The organism is Rhizobium lusitanum, assembly GCF_014189535.1.
Lineage (GTDB): Bacteria > Pseudomonadota > Alphaproteobacteria > Rhizobiales > Rhizobiaceae > Rhizobium > Rhizobium lusitanum_C.
The window spans coordinates 3,384,357-3,404,816 of sequence record NZ_CP050308.1; the positions used below are offsets into that span (position 1 = coordinate 3,384,357).

General features: G+C 61.5%; 20 protein-coding genes and 1 pseudogene. 6 read left to right on the forward strand and 15 right to left on the reverse strand.

The features are described 5' to 3' along the window. Positions 1 to 42 precede the first annotated feature (42 nt). Complete coding sequence (locus HB780_RS30040) at positions 43 to 1,293, reverse strand: class I SAM-dependent RNA methyltransferase (protein ID WP_183691741.1); 1,251 nt, start codon at positions 1,291 to 1,293, stop codon at positions 43 to 45. Beyond that, positions 1,290 to 2,030, reverse strand: a complete 741-nt coding sequence (locus HB780_RS30045) for a TlyA family RNA methyltransferase (protein ID WP_183691743.1) — start codon at positions 2,028 to 2,030, stop codon at positions 1,290 to 1,292. The genes HB780_RS30040 and HB780_RS30045 overlap by 4 nt, the downstream gene beginning before the upstream one ends. 338 nt (positions 2,031 to 2,368) lie before the next feature. Here HB780_RS30045 and HB780_RS30050 point away from each other — a divergent pair, with 338 nt between their 5' ends. Beyond that, complete coding sequence (locus tag HB780_RS30050) at positions 2,369 to 4,309, forward strand: methyl-accepting chemotaxis protein (RefSeq protein WP_183691745.1); 1,941 nt, start codon at positions 2,369 to 2,371, stop codon at positions 4,307 to 4,309. Positions 4,310 to 4,455: 146 nt separating this feature from the next. On the opposite strand, the gene dxs is transcribed toward HB780_RS30050, so the two are convergent. Both dxs and HB780_RS30060 read right to left on the reverse strand, forming a co-directional pair. Continuing rightward, positions 4,456 to 6,372: a 1-deoxy-D-xylulose-5-phosphate synthase gene (dxs, locus tag HB780_RS30055; RefSeq protein WP_183691747.1), complete on the reverse strand. Its 1,917-nt coding sequence runs from the start codon at positions 6,370 to 6,372 to the stop codon at positions 4,456 to 4,458. A gap of 125 nt (positions 6,373 to 6,497) precedes the next feature. Further along, positions 6,498 to 7,422, reverse strand: a pseudogene (locus tag HB780_RS30060) (pirin family protein). Between the two features lie 240 nt (positions 7,423 to 7,662). Here HB780_RS30060 and HB780_RS30065 point away from each other — a divergent pair. After that, positions 7,663 to 8,109, forward strand: a complete 447-nt coding sequence (locus HB780_RS30065) for a hypothetical protein (RefSeq protein ID WP_183691749.1) — start codon at positions 7,663 to 7,665, stop codon at positions 8,107 to 8,109. Positions 8,110 to 8,142: 33 nt separating this feature from the next. Here the strand turns inward: HB780_RS30065 and HB780_RS30070 are convergent, their stop codons facing one another. Both HB780_RS30070 and HB780_RS30075 read right to left on the reverse strand, forming a co-directional pair. Continuing rightward, complete coding sequence (locus HB780_RS30070) at positions 8,143 to 8,394, reverse strand: exodeoxyribonuclease VII small subunit (protein ID WP_183691751.1); 252 nt, start codon at positions 8,392 to 8,394, stop codon at positions 8,143 to 8,145. 2 nt (positions 8,395 to 8,396) lie between these two features. Next, positions 8,397 to 9,338, reverse strand: coding sequence for a histone deacetylase family protein (locus HB780_RS30075; protein WP_183691753.1), 942 nt, complete (start codon positions 9,336 to 9,338; stop codon positions 8,397 to 8,399). A gap of 171 nt (positions 9,339 to 9,509) precedes the next feature. On the opposite strand from HB780_RS30075, the gene HB780_RS30080 reads away from it, so the two are divergent. Continuing rightward, positions 9,510 to 9,911 (forward strand): acyl-CoA thioesterase, encoded by a 402-nt coding sequence (locus tag HB780_RS30080; RefSeq protein WP_183691754.1) that lies wholly within the window; start codon positions 9,510 to 9,512, stop codon positions 9,909 to 9,911. A 63-nt stretch (positions 9,912 to 9,974) separates the two neighbouring features. On the opposite strand, the gene HB780_RS30085 is transcribed toward HB780_RS30080, so the two are convergent. Genes HB780_RS30085 through HB780_RS30095 form a run of 3 tightly spaced genes read right to left on the reverse strand, consistent with a single transcriptional unit; the run spans position 9,975 to position 11,846 of the window. Continuing rightward, entirely contained in the window at positions 9,975 to 10,538 is a 564-nt protein-coding gene (locus HB780_RS30085) for a biotin transporter BioY (protein WP_183691756.1), read from the reverse strand. Positions 10,539 to 10,566: 28 nt separating this feature from the next. After that, positions 10,567 to 11,169 (reverse strand): energy-coupling factor transporter transmembrane component T family protein, encoded by a 603-nt coding sequence (locus HB780_RS30090; protein WP_183691758.1) that lies wholly within the window; start codon positions 11,167 to 11,169, stop codon positions 10,567 to 10,569. Continuing rightward, positions 11,169 to 11,846 carry an energy-coupling factor ABC transporter ATP-binding protein gene (locus HB780_RS30095; RefSeq protein ID WP_183691760.1) on the reverse strand — a complete coding sequence of 226 codons (678 nt, stop codon included), beginning with the start codon at positions 11,844 to 11,846 and terminating at the stop codon, positions 11,169 to 11,171. Before HB780_RS30095 ends, HB780_RS30090 begins: the two co-directional genes overlap by 1 nt. Before the next feature lie 108 nt (positions 11,847 to 11,954). Between HB780_RS30095 and HB780_RS30100 the strand changes: the two genes are divergently transcribed. Continuing rightward, complete coding sequence (locus tag HB780_RS30100; protein ID WP_183691762.1) at positions 11,955 to 13,148, forward strand: winged helix-turn-helix domain-containing protein; 1,194 nt, start codon at positions 11,955 to 11,957, stop codon at positions 13,146 to 13,148. 299 nt (positions 13,149 to 13,447) lie between these two features. On the opposite strand, the gene ribB is transcribed toward HB780_RS30100, so the two are convergent. Together ribB and aroC are read right to left on the reverse strand one after the other, a co-directional pair. After that, positions 13,448 to 14,551 (reverse strand): 3,4-dihydroxy-2-butanone-4-phosphate synthase, encoded by a 1,104-nt coding sequence (ribB, locus tag HB780_RS30105; protein WP_183691764.1) that lies wholly within the window; start codon positions 14,549 to 14,551, stop codon positions 13,448 to 13,450. Between the two features lie 10 nt (positions 14,552 to 14,561). Then, entirely contained in the window at positions 14,562 to 15,659 is a 1,098-nt protein-coding gene (aroC, locus tag HB780_RS30110) for a chorismate synthase (protein WP_183691766.1), read from the reverse strand. Positions 15,660 to 15,969: 310 nt separating this feature from the next. Here aroC and HB780_RS30115 point away from each other — a divergent pair, with 310 nt between their 5' ends. Then, the gene (locus HB780_RS30115; RefSeq protein ID WP_007703658.1) at positions 15,970 to 16,230 is read left to right on the forward strand and encodes a DUF1344 domain-containing protein; all 261 of its coding nucleotides are present in this window, start codon (positions 15,970 to 15,972) and stop codon (positions 16,228 to 16,230) included. A 34-nt stretch (positions 16,231 to 16,264) separates the two neighbouring features. Here the strand turns inward: HB780_RS30115 and HB780_RS30120 are convergent, their stop codons facing one another. The 4 genes from HB780_RS30120 to HB780_RS30135 all read right to left on the reverse strand — a co-directional run bounded on the left by HB780_RS30120 (position 16,265) and on the right by HB780_RS30135 (position 19,768). Beyond that, positions 16,265 to 16,861, reverse strand: coding sequence for a histidine phosphatase family protein (locus HB780_RS30120; protein WP_183691768.1), 597 nt, complete (start codon positions 16,859 to 16,861; stop codon positions 16,265 to 16,267). Between the two features lie 19 nt (positions 16,862 to 16,880). After that, complete coding sequence (gene fabI / locus HB780_RS30125) at positions 16,881 to 17,699, reverse strand: enoyl-ACP reductase FabI (RefSeq protein WP_183691770.1); 819 nt, start codon at positions 17,697 to 17,699, stop codon at positions 16,881 to 16,883. Positions 17,700 to 17,820: 121 nt separating this feature from the next. Beyond that, positions 17,821 to 18,981, reverse strand: coding sequence for a DnaJ C-terminal domain-containing protein (locus tag HB780_RS30130; protein WP_183697628.1), 1,161 nt, complete (start codon positions 18,979 to 18,981; stop codon positions 17,821 to 17,823). 328 nt (positions 18,982 to 19,309) lie between these two features. Beyond that, positions 19,310 to 19,768 carry an RT0821/Lpp0805 family surface protein gene (locus tag HB780_RS30135; protein WP_183691772.1) on the reverse strand — a complete coding sequence of 153 codons (459 nt, stop codon included), beginning with the start codon at positions 19,766 to 19,768 and terminating at the stop codon, positions 19,310 to 19,312. Between the two features lie 64 nt (positions 19,769 to 19,832). Between HB780_RS30135 and pdxH the strand changes: the two genes are divergently transcribed. Next, entirely contained in the window at positions 19,833 to 20,453 is a 621-nt protein-coding gene (gene pdxH, locus HB780_RS30140) for a pyridoxamine 5'-phosphate oxidase (protein WP_183691774.1), read from the forward strand. Positions 20,454 to 20,460 lie beyond the last annotated feature (7 nt).

The following is a 20,460-nucleotide window of genomic DNA, read 5'->3' on the forward strand; positions in this document are numbered from 1 at the left end:
CTCGAACCACGAGGGTCGGCCACGAAACCGACAAGGAAAGAATTACTTCTCCAGCGCGACTACCACTTCGACATGCGAGGTCCAGAGAAACTGGTCGATCGGGGTCACCCTCGTGATCCGGTAGCCGGCCTCCGTCAGGATGGCGAGGTCGCGCGCCAGTGTCAGCGGATTGCAGGAGACGGCGACGATCTTTTTGACGACCGAGCGGGCCAGTTCCTTGGTCTGGAATTCCGCACCGGCGCGCGGTGGGTCGAAGATGACGGCGTCGTAGTTCTTCAGCTCCTGCGCCATCAGCGGTCGGCGGAAGAGGTCGCGGCGTTCGATCGAGACCGGCTTCAGCCCTTGCGTGTTGCGGGCGGCGTGGTCGAGGGCTGCCAAGGCCTTGTCCTCGCTTTCGACGGCGTGGACGCGGCCGATGCGCGCCAGGCGTAGCGAGAAGGTGCCGCTGCCGGCGAAGAGATCGGCGATACGCTTCGCCTTGCCGATATGCGCGGCGACCAGCTCGACCATCGCCTCTTCTGCGGCCTTCGTCGCCTGGGTGAAGGCGCCCGACGGCGGTGAGATCTGCACGCCGCTGAAATCGATTATCGGCTTCGTCGTCTCTACCAGGACTTCGCCATTCAGCGAAACACGGCCAACGCCGCGAAGGGCAAGTACGGTTTCGATGGCGCTGCGCCGGTGCTTGTCGGAAAGGCCCTTGATGCCGTCGACGGCAAGGTCGAGGCCGGTGCGCGTTTCGAGCACGGAGATGCGAAATGATTCCGCATTGATGGCAAGCGCTGCGCCAACCGCCCGGATCGCCGGTAGCTGGGCCATGATGCCGGGCGACGCGATGGGACATTCCTCGATGGCGACGATGTGGTGGCTTTCGGCCTGATTGAAGCCGATCAGCATGTCCTTCTCGGTCTTGCGCGCGGCAAAGACGACACGTCGGCGCTCGCCGGGGCGGGCGGAGATGAGCTCATCGACCTCAGGCGTCAACCCTTTGGAGCGCAGTGCGTCGATCACCAGCTGGCGCTTGAAGGCGCGGTAGGGTGCATCGGCATAGTGCTGCAGCGTGCAGCCGCCGCAGGTGCCGTTGACTCCATCCGGGCCGAAGTGCCGACAGTGCGGCTCTTGCCGATCGGGCGAGGCCGATGCAATCGACATCAGCGTGCCTTCGCTCTTTACTCGGGCAATGGCGACTGTCTCGCCGGGCAGCGCGAAGGGCACGTAGATCGGGCCGTCCGCGCCTTGCGCAATGCCGTCGCCCTGGGCGCCGAGCTTCTGGATGGTGACGGTTTCGGTGCTCATGGCTTGATCCCCGCGAGAAGAAATTCGTTATTGCCGTCACCGCCTGCAATCGGCGAGGGGATGAGGCCGAGGCTTTTCCAGCCCATATCCTCGACAAGCCAGCGCTCCAGCTCAGCCGCAACGGCCGGAGCAGACGAGGGATCCTTCAGCAAGCCAGCCTTGCCGACCGCATCGCGCCCGGCCTCGAACTGCGGCTTCACCAACAGGGCCGCGCGCGTGCCAGGCTCTGCAAGCTCAAGAGCTGGTGCCACCGCGAGCTTCAACGAGATGAAGGACACGTCGGAAACGAGGAAGGTGAAGGGCTTGCCGACATCCTCCGCCGTCAGGTTGCGGGCGTTCAGCCCCTCCATACTGGTCACGCGCGGATCGGCCGATATGCGCGGATGCATCTGTCCATGGCCAACATCGATCGACGTGACGTGCTCGGCACCCCGCAGCAGCAGCACTTCGGTAAAGCCACCGGTCGATGCGCCGACATCGAGACAGTGCTGTCCCTTGGGGTCGAGCTCGAAATGATCGAGTGCTGCCACCAGTTTCAGCGCCGCGCGCGAGACGTAGTCCTGCGCAGGATCATTGATGGCGATCTCGACATCTTCGGTAAACAGCGTGCCCGGCTTGGTCACCACCGTGCCGCCGACGGTCACTGTGCCGCGTTGAATGGCGTCACGCGCTCGCGATCGGCTGGCGAAAAGCGAGAGGGCGACAAGAAGTTGGTCTAGACGTTGTGGTTCGGACATCGGCAGTCCATGCAGGGCAATGGCCGAGGTTGCAAGCGTTTTGTGCTGATGGCGGCAAATGTAGAGGCAGACGCTGTACTCATCCTCGATATGGCGCCGCAGAATAGGGTATCTGTTTAGTTTCCCGCATTGTGCAAAATTAAATGAATTTAAAGCCGCAGCGTCTAATTATGCTTCTGATTGCGATCGTCCGGTTTGGGAATGATCGCCTGCCATGACGGCTTTGCGCCCTTTGCGCTCAATCATGCCTCTCCCTGAATTTTCGAGCATCCGGCTGCGCGCTTCTGCGTGGGTTCGTCGATGCTCGCCAGGACCGGCGCTAAAGGAGGCGCTCGCCCATGTTTGCGAAGAACCTTTCTTTGAATGGCAAGCTTGCCATCACCTTTGCCGCTCTCATTGCTATTTTCGCCGGCGTTTCCGCATTGGTCTATACCAAGGAAGAAGTGTCTGCCGGCGCTTCCGCCGAAAAGGCCCGGTCGCAGCAACTCGTCAATCTTGTCGATGATTCTCTGCAGGCCCTGCTGGAGCAGGCCGTCAATCTGCGCGGCTTCCTGCTGCTGCGCAGTGACAGCACCTATGGCGGTATCTTCGAAAATCGCGATCGTATGGTGAAAAGCATCGGTGCGGCCAAGGCGGCAGCGGCGGATGCGCCGGACCTGTTGCTGTCCATCGACAATATGCAGAAGGCGGCCGACGTTTATTTCCATCAGCTCGCCGAGCCGCAGTCGAAGGCTCGCAAGGAAAGCGAGATGCCGCTCGACCAGATCGTCAAGATCGGCCAGAACGAGACCAAGGGCCAGCTTGACGGCTTCCGCGAGGCTGCGGCCAAGATCAAGCAGGCGGCGCGCGCCAAGGCCAGCGAGTTGACGGCCACACAGGACGACGCCAATGCCGACTTGCGTCTGACGCTGATCGTCGGCAGCATCGTTGCTTCGCTGGCCGCCGCTGTGTTGGCCTGGCTGCTCGCCCGTACCATCGTGCGCCCGATCGTCGGCATGACCGCCGCCATGGACCGGCTTGCCGGTGGCGAACACGATATTGACGTTCCGGCCGTGGGTCGCGGTGACGAAGTCGGCCGCATGGCCGGTGCCGTCCTCGTCTTCAAGGAAGCTGCAATCGAGAAACTGCGTCTTTCCGGCGAGACGGAGCGCATGCGTGGCGATGCCGAGCGCCAGCGCCAGATGACCGACGAGCAGAAGGCGCATGAAGACGGCGAAATCCGTTTCGCCATGGACGCCCTGGCCAATGGACTTGCCGGGCTTGCCGCCGGCGATATTGCCGCACGTCTCGACCGCGCCTTCGCGCCGCAGTTCGACAGCGTCCGCGCCGACTTCAACAATGCCGTCGAGAAGCTGGAAGCGGCCCTCCAGTCGGTTGGTAGTAACGCATCGGCAATCAATGCCGGCGCTGGCGAGATCCGCTCGGCCGCTGACGACCTTGCCCGCCGCACCGAACAGCAGGCCGCCGCCGTCGAAGAGACCGCCGCCGCCCTCGAAGAGGTGACGACGACGGTTCGCGATTCGGCCAAGCGCGCCGAGGATGTCGGCCATCTGGTCGAGCGCGCGCGGTTGGGCGCCGAAAAGTCCGGAGACGTGGTACGCAAGGCTGTCTCAGCCATGCAGCAGATCGAAAAGTCCTCGGGCGAGATCAGCAATATCATCAGCGTCATCGATGACATCGCCTTCCAGACGAACCTGCTGGCGCTGAATGCCGGCGTCGAAGCTGCCCGCGCTGGGGATGCCGGCAAGGGCTTCGCCGTCGTCGCCCAGGAAGTGCGCGAGCTGGCGCAGCGTTCCGCCAACGCCGCCAAGGAAATCAAGGCGCTGATCACGACGTCGAGCCAGCAGGTCAATACCGGCGTCTCGCTGGTCGGAGAGACCGGCAAGGCCCTGGAGCTGATCGTTTCCGAAGTACAGGAAATCAACCGCCACGTCGGCGCGATCGTCACGGCCACCCGTGAACAGTCGATTGGCCTGCAGGAGATCAACACCGCCGTCAACAACATGGACCAGGGCACGCAGCAGAACGCCGCCATGGTCGAGGAGCAGACGGCCGCCAGCCATTCGCTTGCCCGCGAGGCAGCGGCGCTGAACGATCTGCTGCATCAGTTCAGGCTGAGCGACGTATCGCGGGCGGCGCCTGCCCGACCGGCGGCGGCAACCGCGCGCTCAAAACCCGCCGTATCTCCGGCAAGGGCTCTTGGCCGCACGGTCGCCAAGGCCTTCGGCGGAAAGACAACGGCCGCCGCGGCTGTTCAGGATGAGTGGGAAGAGTTCTGATTTATAACCCTCCCCTTGATGGGGAGGGTTGGCACGTAGTGCCGGGGCGGGGTGACGACGGCATACGCCGTAGTCTTATGCTATTTCGCGAGAGATCACCCCACCCGCCGTTTTGTGGCGACCTCCCCATCAAGGGGGAGGTAAACCTACCCAGCCGCTCCAACAATCCGGCTGCGTCCCAGCGCCTTGAACACCGTCTGGACGATGCCGGCCCGGTCGAGACCGGCCAAGGCGTTCATGACTTCAGGCTTGGCCTGTTCCACCCAGATATCGGGCATGACCAGCGTGCGGATCTTCAGGCCGTTGTCGAGCAGGCCCTCGCTGGCGAGGAACTGCATGACCTGGCTGCCGAACCCGCCGACCGAGCCTTCCTCGATGGTGATCAGCACCTCATGGTGGCTGGCGAGCTGGCGGATGAGATCATGGTCGAGCGGCTTGGCGAAACGGGCGTCGGCCACTGTCGTCGGCAGGCCGGCGGCGTCGAGGTCCTCGGCGGCGGCCAGACTGTCGGCGAGACGTGTCCCAAAGGACAATAGCGCCACTTTCGATCCCTGCTTGACGATACGGCCTTTGCCGATCTCGAGAATCTGGCCACGTTCCGGCATGTCGATGCCGACACCTTCGCCGCGCGGATAGCGGAAGGAGATCGGGCCGAGATCATAGGCGGCGGCCGTGCGCACCATATGCTTCAGTTCCGCCTCGTCGGCGGCCGCCATGACGACGAAGCCGGGCAGGGTGGCGAGAAAGGTCGTGTCGAAGGAACCGGCATGCGTCGGGCCGTCGGCGCCGACGAAACCGGCGCGGTCGATCGGGAAGCGGACCGGCAGGCCCTGGATCGCTACATCATGCACGACCTGGTCATAGGCGCGCTGCAGGAAGGTCGAATAGAGCGCGGCGAAGGGTTTGAAGCCCTCAGCGGCAAGACCGGCGGCAAAGGTGACGGCATGCTGCTCGGCAATGCCGACATCGAAACAGCGCTTGGGGAAGAGTTCCTGCAGCTTGTCGAGGCCGGTGCCGCTCGGCATGGCGGCGGTGATGCCGACGATCTTGTCGTCAAACGTCGCTTCCTGCACCAGGGCGTCGGCAAAGACGCTGGTGTAGCTCGGCGCATTCGGCTTCACCTTGGCCTGCGCGCCGGTGATGACATCGAACTTGTTGACGCCGTGATACTTGTCAGCCGCCGCCTCGGCTGGGGCATAGCCCTTGCCCTTTTGCGTGACGACATGGATCAGCACCGGACCTTGCGCATTGTCGCGGACATTGCGCAAAACCGGCAGCAGATGCTCGAAGGAATGGCCGTCGATGGGGCCGATATGGTAGAAACCCATCTCCTCGAACATCGTCCCGCCGGTGACATAGCCCCGCGCGTGCTCGACGGCGCGGGTGATCGCACGGTCGACCTTCTTGCCGAGATAGGCGGTCAGCTTCTTGCCGAGATCGCGGAAACCCATATAGGTACGGCCGGAGGCGAGGCGCGCCAGATAGGCGCTCATGGCGCCCGTTGGCGGCGCGATCGACATGTCATTGTCGTTGAGAATGACGATCAGACGCGCGTCGAGCGCTCCGGCATTGTTGAGTGCCTCATAGGCCATGCCGGCCGACATCGCGCCGTCGCCGATGACGGCAATGACGCGGCGGTCGGTCTTGTCGAGATCGGCGGCGACCGCCATGCCGAGGCCGGCGGAGATCGACGTCGACGAATGGGCGGCACCGAAGGGATCGTATTCGCTCTCCGCCCTGCGGGTGAAGCCGGACAGTCCACCTTCCTGGCGCAGCGTACGGATGCGGTCTCGCCGGCCGGTCAGGATCTTGTGCGGATAACATTGATGACCGACATCGAAGATCAGGCGATCGTTCGGCGTGTCGAAGACGTTATGGATGGCGATGGTCAGTTCGACGACGCCAAGACCGGCGCCGAGGTGTCCGCCCGTGCGCGATACCGCATCAATCATCTCGTCGCGGAGTTCGCGGGCGAGTTGCGGCAAATCCCGGTCCTCCAGCTTTCGCAGGTCGGAGGGATAATGGACCTGATCCAGCAGGGGCGTCTCTGGCATGTGTGTCAAGGCTGGAGCCTCTTTCTTGCTATTCTTGGGCGGCGGCCCGCCTTTGCGTCAAAACAAATTGCGGCAAAAGCCGACGAATTCAAGGAGTGGCCGAACAAGAAACATTTGGCACTGTTATGAACCCGTTAGCTCTCCGGCAAGGGAATGAACTCTTCCTCGTCTCCCGGTACGATATCGAAACGGCCGGTGCGCCATTCTTCCTTTGCCTTTTCGATGCGCTCCTTGGAAGACGATACGAAATTCCACCAGATATAGCGCTTCGAACTGAGCGCCGCACCACCAAAAAGCATCAAATGACAGTCTTTTTCGGCCGCTTCCAGCGTTATGGCGTCGCCGGGACGGAATATCAGGAGTTGATCCTGCTCGAAACGATCGCCGGCGACGATGAGCGAGCCGGCGAGAATATAGACCGCGCGCTCCTCATGGCTCGCCCCAAAAGGAAATTTCGCGCCGGGCTGGAGCTGAAGATCGACATAAAGCGTATCCGAAAACACCTTCACGGGCGAGGTCACGCCCTCGAAGCTGCCGATCACCACGCGTCCCGTCGCGCCGCCATCGCTGATCAGCGGCAGGTCGGTCTTTTCCGTATGGGCGAACGCCGGATCGATCTCTTCCTTGTCGTCGGGAAGCGCCAACCAGGTCTGGAGGCCGGACATCGCCAGCGGGTGGCCGCGCAGATTGTCCGGCGTGCGCTCCGAATGGACGATACCGCGCCCAGCCGTCATCAGGTTGATATCGCCGGGGCGAATGACCTTTTCGGTGCCGAGGCTGTCCATGTGGCGAATCTCGCCATCGAAGAGATAGGTGACGGTGGAGAGCCCGATATGCGGATGCGGCCGGACATCCAGCGCCTCGCCAGGCCGCAGCACCGCCGGCCCCATCCGGTCGAAAAAGATGAACGGCCCCACCAGCCGCCGCCGACTGCTCGGAAGCGCGCGGCGCACGGAAAAAGCCGCCGATATCGCTGGTACGTGGAATGATGAGATGCTCGATTGCATCGCAGGCAAAGGCATCGCCGGGCTGCGGATCTTTTCCGGGGAAGAAGGACATGGCGAGCGCTCCATTCGGTTGAAGCGCAACCTACCGGGAATGGGTGGGAAACTCAAATTTTGCTGTTCAACGCGTTTGTACGGATTGTTTAAAAGGGTTGTTTAACGTTCCAGCTTATGGCGTCGGGGGAGCAACTGTTGGAGGCGAATACGCATGGACATTGGTGGACGCGGAGCGCTGATCGCCGTTCTCTTGGGATTGATGCTAGCTGGATGCAGCACGACGGCCGACGATTCCCGTGTGATCGCCGCAAAGCCGGCCAGCCCGTTGACGATCGATCGCGGAGTTGCTGCGTTTCGCGACATCTGTTTTGCTTTCAAGGCACCCTATACCGGAAGCTACGCCGCCGCGGCGCGATACGGCATAAAGAAGTTCGAAACCAAGCAAAGATCGAGTTGGATAGGCGGAAAATACGCCTACTCCGAAGGCGCCACGGATGATCGGTCGCTCATCGTGGGTATCAATCCACAGGGATCATGCATCGTTCAAGACCGTCGCCACCCGGGTATGGCCGACGACAAAACGATCGAAGATCAATTCGCAGCCTTGATCAGGACGAAATATCCGCTTGCAAGCAGGCTACGAGAAAACAGCGTTGCCTACACAACGGTCGAAAATGGAAAGAGTATCGATTTCGCATTTGCGCTCGACTACAAGGGCTACAACATGTTCGGCTCGCCGCTGTGAAATTGCTTATAACTTAGCCGAGCCGGTTCCGGCTCACTGCCCGTCCAGCGGCTCCGCACCCTGCGGCTTGCCGGCGCGGTCGAGCCTGATCTTCTCGATCCGGTTCTCCGCCGCCGATAGCAGGGCTTCGCAATGCTTCTTCAGCGCTTCGCCGCGCTCGTAGATGGCGATGGATTCGTCCAGTGCCACGTCGCCGCGTTCCAGCCGCGCAACGATGCTTTCGAGCTCCGCCACGGCCTTTTCAAAGGAATAGTCGGATACATCCACCTTGGCGCTTTCGCTCATCGTCAACCCTTCATCATGCGTAGAATATGCAGCCCGGCCGATTCGGCCAAGCCTTCCAGATCATAGCCGCCTTCGAGCAGGCTGACGACCCGGTTCTTGGCACTGCGGTCGGCGGCTTCCAGGATTCGTCCGGTCGCCCAGTCGAAATCCTCGCCGGTGAGGTTCAGTTGCGCCAGCGGATCGCGGTGATGGGCGTCGAAGCCGGCGGAAATGATGATGAGGTCAGGGCGGAAATCGTCGAGTGCCGGCAGCACGCGTGACTTGAAGGCCTCGCGGAAATGATCGCTGCCGGTGTTGGGCGAGAGCGGCGCGTTGACGATGGTGTCGTGCGCCCCGCGCTCGTCCTTCTTGCCGGTGCCCGGATAGAGCGGCATCTGGTGGGTGGAACAGAAGAGCACGGACGGATCGTCCCAGAAGATATCCTGCGTGCCGTTGCCGTGATGCACGTCCCAATCGACGATGGCGACACGCTCGGCCCCATAGGCTTTCTGGGCATGGCGAGCGGCGATCGCGGCATTGTTGAAGAAGCAGAAGCCCATGGCCTTGTTCTTCTCGGCATGGTGGCCGGGCGGGCGGGCCGCGACGAAGACATTGTCGGCGGCACCCGAGAACACGTCGTCTACGGCTGCCGTCGCGGCGCCAACACCATGCAAAATCGCCTGCAATGTCTTCGGGCTGGCATAGGTATCGGCTTCGAGCTGGTTGATCTCGCCCTCGTCGCCCTTGTCGGGGATCGAGCGCAGGACAAAATCCAGATGCTCCTCGGGATGAGCGAGCAGTACCATGTCCTCATGGGCGAGCGGCGCCTTGCGCCGATCCAGCCGGTCGAAGTTCGGATGTTCGAGCGCGATGTTCAGCGACCGCAGGCGGTCCGGCCGCTCCGGATGGCCTGACGGGACGATGTGTTCGAGAAAGATCGGATGTTCGTAAAGACGTGTGCTCATGAAAACCAATCTATAGGGGAGATATGACGGCTGCTACAGGACATGGGCGGTATCACCGCAATGTCAACAATCCATTGTAGTCAGGTAGGGAATAGCGCCCGTTTACTTCCCGGGGGCGGTGTTAAGCTTTCAATCAGGTGCGAGGCCCCGCGCCGACCAAGGTTTTTCGTGATGACAAGTGCAGAGCGATCCGATGTCGTCGAGATACGGGTGCCACCCCGCGATGTCGACAGGCATGGGCGGATGTTCATTGCATCCTACATTTCCCAGGCGGAAACTGCCCTATCGAATTTCTGGCGCACCCGGCCGCTGGTCGACAACGAGCCGGCCTATATCACCACCAAGGCTTCCTGCTCGCTGCATCGGGCGCTGCGCCATGACGATCTCGCCCGCTTTTCCGTCCGGGTCAGCAAGATCGGCGGCAAGTCCATCGGTTTCAAGATCACAGTCGAAACCGGTGGCGAGCTGGCCGCCGAGGTAGAGATCTTCTGGCTCGCCGTGCGCGGCGAGAAGCACGATCCCGTACCATTGCCTGAAGACACCCGCGACTGGCTCTATAAATATCTTGATTAGAGCAATGCTAGGAAAAGTGTGCGGCGGTTTTCCGTCCGGAATTGCGTAAAAACGTTCTAGCGATCAGGTTCGCTGCGGCAGCAGCGGATAACCGGCCATGACGGCGCGGCCGACGAGAGCGGCGACCACTGCCTTGGCGAGATCGCCGGGCACGAAGGCCATCGACCCGAAGAATGCCTTGCCGAAGTCGATATTGGCCACGAGGGCCAGCCAGCCGATGCCGAAGGCATAGAGTACGACAACGCCACCGATCACGGAGGCGATAAAGAAGCCGATGCCCTGGGCGATGCCGGTCTGCTCGGCCTTGACCAATCGTTCGGAGAGATAGCCGGTGATGTAGGCGGCAAAGGTCCAGCCGATGAAGAAGCCGGCCGTCGGTCCTGCGAAGACCGAAAGTCCGCCACGCCCGCCCGATAGTACCGGCAGGCCGATCGAGACCAGCACCACGACGATCAGCACGGCGATCGCGCCGCGTTTCGCGCCAAGCACAACGCCCGCCAGCATGACGCCGAGCGACTGCGCGGTGATCGGCACGGCAATGATGCCGATCGGGATCGGCGGCAGCAGGCCGAGCGCCACGATGATGGCGGCAAACAGCGCGGAGAGAACGAGGTCGCGGGTCGTCATGACGGCTCCATTCAAAAACAATCTCTGTTCAATGCCGCCGAATGCCGCGGGCGTCAATCGCAGCCGCGATATTATCGGCGTCGCGCAACGTCAGGATGATCAGCGGCGCGAGCGTCGTGGCGATGCGGATCTTGATCCCGCGCGCCTCATGCGCTTCGCGGATGGCGCGATAGCGGTCGAGAATTTCGGGCACAAAGCGCACGACGAGGCCGACCGCAAGGCCGATATCGGCTGCCTTCAACAGGCCGAGCCTTTCGAGGGGAGCGGCAAGCGCGGTGATCTCGTCCATGAAAGCGGCGATCGAGGTCGTCGCCGTCACCGTCGCCGCGAACAGCACCAGCGCGACCAGTCGCAGTGTGGTGACGATAGCGACATGAATCGGGTTGAAGATCAGGCCGAACAGCGTCACGACGGCAATCGAGAGAAGGATCGGTCGCAGCCGTTTCAACGCTTCGCCCGCCGGCAGACCTGTGCGGAAATAGAGGAGGGCGCCGATTGCAACGGCGAGAGCGAGTAGTGCCACGGAGTCGATCAGGAACAGGATGATGCCGAGCACCGCCAGCATGCCGAGCTTCAGGCGCGGTGATATCCGGTGCATCCACGTATCGACATCGACATGCAGCGTCTGCATCAGGCGGCCAGCTCCCTGTAGCGGGCGATGGCTTCTGCCGGCAGCGCGTCGGCGACAAGACGGCCCTGATCGAACAGCAGCACGCGGTCGAAATCCTCGACCAGCGGCAGATCATGGCTGATGACGATGACACTTTCCGGCAGGGCGGCGATGGTTTTTTGCACCAGCGCCCGGTTCCTGAGATCGAGCTGGTTGGTCGGCTCGTCGAGGATGAGGATATCAGGCCCGGTGACGAGCACGGAGCAAAGGGCGGCCATCTGCAGCTCGCCGCCCGAAAGCTCATGTGCCCGCCGTTCCGCCAGATGGCGCACGCCGAACCGGTCGAGAATGCCATCGACAGCTGCCTCGATTTCGGCTTTCCCAAGCCCGCGCGCCTTGAGGCCAAAGGTGATGTCGTCGCGGATGATCGGCAGGATGATCTGGTTCTGCGGCGACTGGAAGATGTAGCCCACTTTGCCGAGCACGGATTTGGCGTCGCCGACGGTATCGAGCCCATTGACGGTGACACGGCCCGTCGTCGGCTTGGAGAGCCCGTTGATCAGCCGCGCGAATGTCGTCTTGCCGGAACCGTTGAGCCCGATCACGCCGATCCGCCGCTCGCTGAGCGTCAGGCTGAGCGGCAGAAGGGCTGCCCGTGTGCCGAAATCGACGCCGGCATTGTCGAAGCGGATATCCAAGCGGCTGGTCCCCTTCCGTGGTGGTGTTGCGGTCCTATAGCCCATCATGGCGAATTATCAAATTAGTGCCCATTTGAAAGCATGGGAATTTATGCCTATGATCCGATCATGACGAATCTGCTTTCAAATCGCGACGCCCGCCGCGTCTTCCTCGCCAAGCAAGGGCTGTCAAATCCACCGAACCGCGCCTTGACCAAGGCGGGGTTGCTGCAGCTGATCCACGACATCGGCTTCGTGCAGGTCGATAGCATCGGAACCGTCGAGCGGGCGCATCATCAGATCCTGTTTTCGCGCAACCAGACCTATCGGCGTGAACATCTGACGGAGCTGCTCGAAAAGGACGGCGCGCTGTTTGAACACTGGACGCACGACGCCTCCATCCTGCCGAGCGCCTTCTTCGTCTACTGGAAGCACCGGTTCCGCCGCGAGGAACTGGCGCTGGTCGACCGCTGGCGCAAATGGCGTGGCGAGGGGTTCGAGTCCGCTTTCGAGGAGACCTACGAGCGCGTGCTGAAGAACGGCGCCATCATGGCCCGCGAAATCAAGGCGGAGAATCACGTTTCCGGCGGCTGGTGGAACTGGCATCCCAACAAGACGGCGCTCGAATATTTCTGGCGCACCGGCAAATTCGCAATCGCTGGCCGCACGAACTTCCAAAAGGTCTATGATCTGGTCGAGCGCGTGCTGCCGGATCATGTCCATACACCGGAGGTCGGCCATGAGGAGTTCGTCGACTGGGCCTGCCGCGGCGCATTACAACGCCTGGGCTTCGCCACCTCGGGCGAAATCGCCGCCTTCTGGAACCTGGTGACGCCGCAGGAGGCGAAAGCCTGGGTGGAGGCGCATCGCGACGAACTCAGCGAAGTGCTGATCGAGGCGGCGGTCGATGGCAAACCGCGCCCATCCTTCGCCTTTGCCGATTTCCTTTCCTCACTCGACAGCTTCCCCGAAGCGCCGGCCCGCATCCGCGTCCTCAGCCCCTTCGATCCGACGCTGCGCGACCGCAACCGCACCGAACGCCTCTTCGGCTTCTTCTACCGCATCGAAATCTTCGTGCCGGAGCCGAAGCGGGAATACGGCTATTACGTCTTCCCGCTGCTGGAAGGAGACCGTCTGGTCGGACGGATCGACATGAAGGCCGACCGCAAGGCGGGGACTTTGGACATCAAACGCTTGTGGCTGGAGCCGGGCGTAAAGGCATCAGCCGGGCGACTTGAAAAGCTGGAGGCAGAGCTGGAGCGCGTCGCCCGGTTTACGGGCGTTGAGAAGGTGGTGTTTCTGGAGGGGTGGCGAGGAAGCTAGCTTTTAACCGCAGAAGGCGCAGGGCATGTGGAGCCCTATCTCGCCCTTGGCGGGCGAGAAAGCAATTTCACTGGTTTAGGAATTGCGACACCGGAGGTTCAGCTTGTCTTAAACTTAGCGCAATTTCTAAGCCATTGAAATTGCAAGAGCGGGGGTCCGTTTCTTGATCATGTCCCTCAGAGATTGGGTGCGTCCCTGCCTACCCCCTCTCTTGTAAAAACTAAGACTTAGACGAGGGACAAGCCCTCATCTAAGCCCAAGTTTTTACTTTCTCGCCCGCCAGGGGCGAGATAAATCTCTCAACAAATCTCCGTCGCGGCGATCTTGATGCCAAACCCTTCCAGGCCGACATAGTGCCGTTCGCGGCTGGTGAGCAGCTTGATCGAGCTGATGCCGAGATCCTTCAGGATCTGGGCGCCGAGGCCGATTTCCAGCCATTCGCTGTCGCGTGCCTGCGCCTCGGCATGGCTTTCGCGCTCGGCTTGGCGCGCTTTGCGGCCATTGTCGAAGTGGCCGACGCCGACGGAGCCTTCGCGCAGATAGACGATGATCCCGCGGCCTTCCTCGGCAATCTTCTTCATGTAGAAATCGACCGGGCGGCGTTTGCCGAAGAGGTCCTCGGCGACGCTTTCCGGATGCAGGCGCACCGGAATGTCGATGCCGTCGCGGATGTCTCCGAAGACGACGGCGAGGTGCTGCATCGTGTCCCAGGGCAGCGAATATGTGTGAGCGCGTGCCTTGCCGAACGGTGTGTCGATGTCGAAGCTGGTGCCGAGTTCGATCAGCGTTTCCTTGCGCTGGCGATAGGCGATGAGATCGGCGACGGAGACGAGCTTCAGCCCGTGCTGCTCGGCGAACTCGACCACCTGCGGGCCGCGCGTCACCGTACCGTCGTCATTGACCAATTCGCTGATGACGCCGATCGGCGGCAGATTGGCGAGTCTGCAAAGGTCGACTGCGGCTTCCGTATGGCCAGAGCGCATCAACACGCCGCCTTCGCGGGCGATCAGCGGGAAAATATGGCCGGGACGGACGAAATCTGTCGGGCCGACATTCGGATTGGCGAGATTGCGCACCGTCAGCGTCCGGTCGTCGGCGGAAATGCCGGTGCTCGTGCCGTGCTTGAAGTCGACCGAGACGGTGAAGGCGGTGGTATGCGCCGAATCGTTTTCCGCCACCATGGCATTGAGGTTCAGGCGCTTGGCCTCCTCGCGGGGCATCGGCGTGCAGACGATGCCTGAGGTATGGCGGACAATGAAGGCCATCTTCTCGGGCGTGCAATGAACGGCGGCGACGATCAGGTCACCTTCGTTTTCGCGGTCATTGTCGTCCATGACGACGACGATCTCGCCGGCTTCGAATGCCCGCAGGGCTTCCACGACGCGCTTCTGGTCATAGGGCATGAGAAAGTCCTTATTTCAGCCGGCCTGTCTGGCCACGGTCTCTGAGGTAATGATCGGCAATGGCGCATGCAACCATCGCCTCGCCGATCGGCACGGCGCGGATGCCGACACAGGGGTCATGGCGGCCCTTGGTGCGGATATCGACATTCTTGCCGTCTGCGTCGATCGACTGACGCTCGGTCAGGATCGAAGAAGTCGGCTTGATGGCGAAGCGGGCGACGATGGGTTCGCCGGTGGAAATACCGCCCAAGATGCCGCCGGCATGATTGGACAGGAAAATGCGGTTGCCGTCATTGCCCATGCGCATTTCATCGGCATTTTCCTCGCCGGTCAGTTCGGCGGATGCAAAGCCTTCACCGATTTCGACGCCCTTGACGGCGTTGATCGACATCAGCAGCGAGGCGATATCCTGGTCGAGCTTGGCATAGATCGGTGCGCCGAGGCCGGCAGGCACGCCTTCCGCGATGACCTCGACCACCGCGCCGATCGAGGAGCCGGACTTGCGAATGCCGTCGAGATAGTCTTCCCAGACGGGCACGATCGCCGGATCGGGGGCGAAGAACGGGTTCTGATCGACCTGCGCCCAATCCCAGTTGGCGCGGTTGATCTTGTGCTTGCCGATCTGTACCAGCGCGGCGCGCACGGTGACGCCGGGCACGACGAGGCGGGCAATGCCGCCGGCAGCAACGCGCGCCGCGGTTTCGCGGGCAGAGGAACGACCGCCGCCGCGATAGTCGCGAATGCCGTATTTGACGTCATAGGTATAGTCGGCATGGCCGGGGCGGTAGCTGCGAGCGATCTCGCCATAGTCCTTGGAGCGCTGGTCGGTATTCTCGATCAGCATCGAAATCGGCGTGCCGGTCGAAACCATCGTCTCGCCGTCCTCGTCCAGCATCACGCCGGAGAGCACCTTGACGAGATCGTCCTCGCGGCGTTGCGTCACGAAGCGCGACTGGCCGGGCTTGCGCTTGTCGAGCCAGGTCTGGATGTCTTCCAGCTTGAAGCGCAGGCCGGGAGGGCAGCCGTCGACGACGCAGCCGAGCGCCGGCCCATGGCTTTCGCCCCAGGTGGTGACGCGGAAGAGGTGACCAAAGCTATTATGCGACATGGGAACAACCGGATTGCGGCGGCCCGGCGGCGGGCCGCGTCTTGTCTTTTGGAATTGCGGCACACTCATAGGCCAAAAAACCGCCGAGGCAAATCTTTCTTTCCATGATGACGGCGCACGCACGGGGGAGGTGAAAGTCCGTCAAGCACCTGATATGGTGAACAAAGATTAGACTAGGCTGTGGATTGTGACGATACATTCATCAATTGGGCGGCGAAAGCCATTGTTGCGGGCAACTTCCGCCATATTCAAAGTATTATCTATGTCAGATCAAAATTGGCACCGAAATGGAATAAAAAGGGTCCTTCCAATGCGCTTCTTTGTTGCGACGCTCCTGGCCACGGCAAGTTTTCTTGCCCCCGTTGCCGGCTTTGCCGAAAGCGCCGACGTCCAGTCCACGATCAAGAAAGTCGACGCGAAGAATTTCAGCATTACGCTGGACGACGGCAAGAACTATCAGGCGCCGGAGGATTTCGATTTCAGCGGCCTGAAACCCGGCGTCAAGGTCGATGTTTTCTACACCGAAGTCGACGGCAAGCGCGTCATCAACGACCTCGATATCGTGCAGTGAAAATTGGCGGCCGCTAGCCGAACACGCGGCTGCTTTAGATCCAGCCGATGATCTTCATCTGCGGATCGATCTTCAGGACACGGTCCTGCGGGATCTCGGTCTCCGAGGCATCTTCTTTCGAGACATCACCGACGAGCCGGAATAGCGAACGAATCACGCCGCCATGAGTGACGCAGACGGTCGGCTTGTCGACGGACGCCAGCCATGAGCCGACGCGCCAGGAGAGGATCTCGTAGCTCTCCGCTTCGTCGCCGGGTGGGATGAAATCCCACTTGCCTGCATTGCGCTCGGCAAGACGCTCGGCCTCGGTCGCCTTCAATTCCTTGATGGTGAAGCCTTCCCAGGCGCCGAAGGAAACTTCGACCAGCCGTTCGTCGGTGCGATAGTCCTTGGGCGGCAGGCCCATGGCTTCCCGCGCGATCTCCATGGTCTCGCGCGTGCGCCGCATCGGGCTCGCAACAAAGTCGAAGGGCTGGTTTTCGAAGGCGAGAATCTCGGCCAGTTCAAGGCCGTTCTGCCGCGCCTGCGCGCGGCCGATGGCGTTGAGATCGATGTCTTTCTGGCCTTGCAGCCGACGCTCGGCATTCCAGTCGGTCTGACCGTGGCGGATCACATAAAGGATAGGCGGCACGGTTCAGACTTCCTGTTGTTCAGTCCTTGAGGACCGACATGTCGGGCGCGTCCACAGCCTTCATGCCGACGGTGTGGTAACCGGAATCGACATGATGGATTTCGCCGGTGACGGCGGTGGAGAGATCGGAGAGCAGATAAAGTGCGGAATTTCCGACCTCGTCGATGGTAACCCCGCGCTTCAGCGGCGCGTTATATTCGTTCCACTTCAGGATATAGCGGAAATCGCCAATGCCGGAAGCGGCCAGCGTCTTGATCGGGCCGGCCGAAATCGCGTTGACGCGAATACCGCGGCCGCCGAGGTCGACGGCGAGATAGCGAACGCTTGCTTCGAGAGCGGCCTTGGCGACACCCATGACGTTGTAATGCGGCATGACCTTTTCCGCACCGTAATAGGTGAGGGTGACTAGCGAGCCGCCGTCATTCATGATTCGCTCGGCGCGCTGGGCGACTGCGGTGAAGGAATAGACCGAGATGTCCATCGTGCGCGCGAAGTTATCGCGGCTCGTGTCGACGTAACGACCGGTCAGCTCGTCCTTGTCGGAGAAGGCAATGGCATGCACGACGAAATCGATCTTGCCCCATTTGGCTTCGAGCGCGTCGATGACGGCGTCGATCGTCGCGGGCTCGGTCACGTCGCAATGGCCCGCCATGAAGGCGCCAAGTTCCTGAGCGAGCGGCTCGACGCGCTTCTTCAAAGCGTCACCCTGCCACGTCATTGCGACTTCGGCACCGGCGTCCGAACAGGCCTTGGCAATGCCCCACGCTATGGAACGGTTATTAGCAACGCCGAGAATGACGCCGCGCTTGCCTGCCATGAGGCCAGTGGCTTGAGCCATATTATGCTCCCTTGAACTACGATTGACCCTGCCTATGGCATAGGCCGTTCCCCTGTTCAAGCATTGTCAAGATCATCAACTGTTAGGGAGCGTAACAAAGGGTGCGGTTGTCACTGAAATTTCACAGAAAAAAGCCTTCCCGCATGCTGCGCATCAAATCGGTGACTTTGTCATCCGGCTTTTCCCAGAGCATCAGGCGCAACTCCACCACCAGATCGCCTTTTCCACCCTGTCCATCCGGAAGGCCCTCGCCGGAGATTCGGATGACCTGATCCGAACCGGACCAGGCGGGAACCGTTAGCCGAACCTGACCGTTCAATCCCTCGACCTCCGTCTCATAACCGAGCACGGCATTTTCGATGGTGACCGGAAGTGTCGTGCGGACGTCGAAGCCATCGAGCGTGAAGCGGTCGTCGGTGGAAAGATGGACGGTGATCGCCACATCGCCGCGCAGCATGCCCGGCAGTTTCAGCCCCTGATTCTTCAGGTGCAGGACCTGTCCGTTGCCAATATCCGTCGTCGCCTGGAAGCGTGCTTCCCGCCCTTCGGGGAGCGCAACGGTGATCCACTGTCCCTTGAGCATGTCGTCGAGCGTGATGGTCGCCTCGGCGGCGATCTCCGGCGTTTTCTCCGGAGGCTTGTCCTGAGCGACGCCGGTGATGCGGCGCACGAGCTCGCCGAGTATGCCGAGAGGGGAGCGCACAGCGCTCGAGCCGGTTCCCGTCGCAAGCTGCTCCTCGTCAACGAAAGCGTCGTTGATCGCGGCGCTGTTCGCCTCGCGTTGTTTCTCCGCCTCTGTGGCGACGGTGTCGGCCCCAGCCTGGTTCGGAGCGGTTTGTGCGGCCTTCACGCCAAAAATGCGCTCGACCATATCTTCGGGCGATTCGCTCGCGCCAGCGACCTGCGGACTGGCGGTCGCCGCCGCCTGCGCCTTGCGGGCATTGGCGCGGGCGAGCTCTTCCATGATCTTTTCGGCATTAGCACGCGCTGCCTTGGCGCGCTCCTCGGCTTCGCGCGCCGCCTGGCGCTGCTGCATGATGGTCTGTTCGCGGCTCTGCGCCTTCGCTTCGGTCATGTGCGCCACCTGATCGTAACGGCTGCGCTTCTGCGGATCCTTCAGCGTTTCGTAGGCGCGGCCGATTTCGGCAAAGCGTTCCGTTGCGGTGGGATCGCCGATATTATGGTCGGGATGGACCACCTTTGCCAGGTTGCGCCACGCCGACTTGATTTCGTCTGCCCCTGCATCTCTCTTTACGCCAAGTAGCTTGTACGGATCGCGCATCATCTCAACCACCGATTTGGACGGCGCCAAGCCTCGTTGGGGCGCCCAAAAGGAAATAATAGAATGGACCGCGCTCCCCTCCCGTGTCCCCAGGTGTCAGGGAAGGTCGACGCGCATGTGGTGTGATCCTGCGGGAACAGTTGCTAATCAGTTGTTACGCCGGGCGCGGGCTGCTCGGGCGATTTGCCATAATGGTTAGCCGTTCGCTAAGACACGAGGCGGGACAGCGAGAAGGTCCCCGCCAAGGCCGTAAGACAGCACGCGGTTCCACCGCCCGCCTGTCCCGGCGGGGTCGTTTGATGGGCATGAATGAGGAGAGGGCGGGTGGTCAGCCGGCCTGCTGGAAGCTCAGCAATTGCCATTCGCCTTGCCCGAGGAGGCAGGTCCTGCCGGAGAAGTTCGCGATACCCTGATAGGAGTGCCGGGTGGTGCGGAACTGGCGGCAGACTTGCCCCGAGGCGGCATTTTCGACGATCGTGTCGATGACGCCGGCGCTGCCCGTCGAGGCATTCGCCCACGGCACGGGTTGTCCATTAAGCCTGTGGAGATCCGCCGAGGTCACGGCATTGCGCACGGTGGTCTCGTCGGAAATGCTATCGGTGGTAACGGGTGCTGTCGGTACCGTACCTGTGGACACGCTTCGGTCCACCTTCGCAGAACTCAGGATATCCATGCCGCCGCTGACACAGCCGCCAAGGGAGAAAAGGGAGAGAATGGCAATCGCCATCGCCGCGCCTTTTACAAGCTTGCGCTTTGTATGAACCGTCGACTTTGTTATGACTTCCACCCGAGTATCTTGGCCAGCGTCAGGGACTGGCGATTTTTAGGAATTGCGGAGCATTTGAGCTAATATGTCGGAAAACGAGTTAACAAGCGGTGACTTCACCGAACAGAATGAACCCTTCGCACTTTTCGCCACTTGGCTGCGCGAAGCAGAAACCACTGAGCCGAATGATCCGAATGCGGTTGCCTTGGCAACGGTTGATAAGGATGGATTGCCAAACGTCCGCATGGTCCTTCTGAAAGGTTTCGATAGTCAGGGATTCGTATTCTATACAAATTTCGAGAGCCAGAAAGGCCAAGAAATTCTTTCCCAGAAGAAAGCGGCCATGTGTTTCCACTGGAAGTCGCTGCGACGGCAGGTGCGCTTGCGTGGTCTGGTTGAAGTGGTGAGCGACAGGGAAGCCGACGAATATTACAAGACGAGGGCTCGCGGCAGCCGTATCGGCGCCTGGGCTTCCAAGCAATCGCGCCCACTCGAGGGCCGTTTCGCGCTGGAAAAGGCGGTTGCCGAATATACCGCGCGCTATGCCATCGGCGACATTCCACGCCCGCCTCATTGGTCCGGTTTTCGTATTCGGCCGCTGTCGATCGAGTTCTGGCACGATCGTCCATTCCGTCTGCACGACCGCGTCGAATTCCGTCGCGAAGTGCCGGAAGGTGCCTGGGAAAAGGTCCGGATGTATCCCTGACTGATTA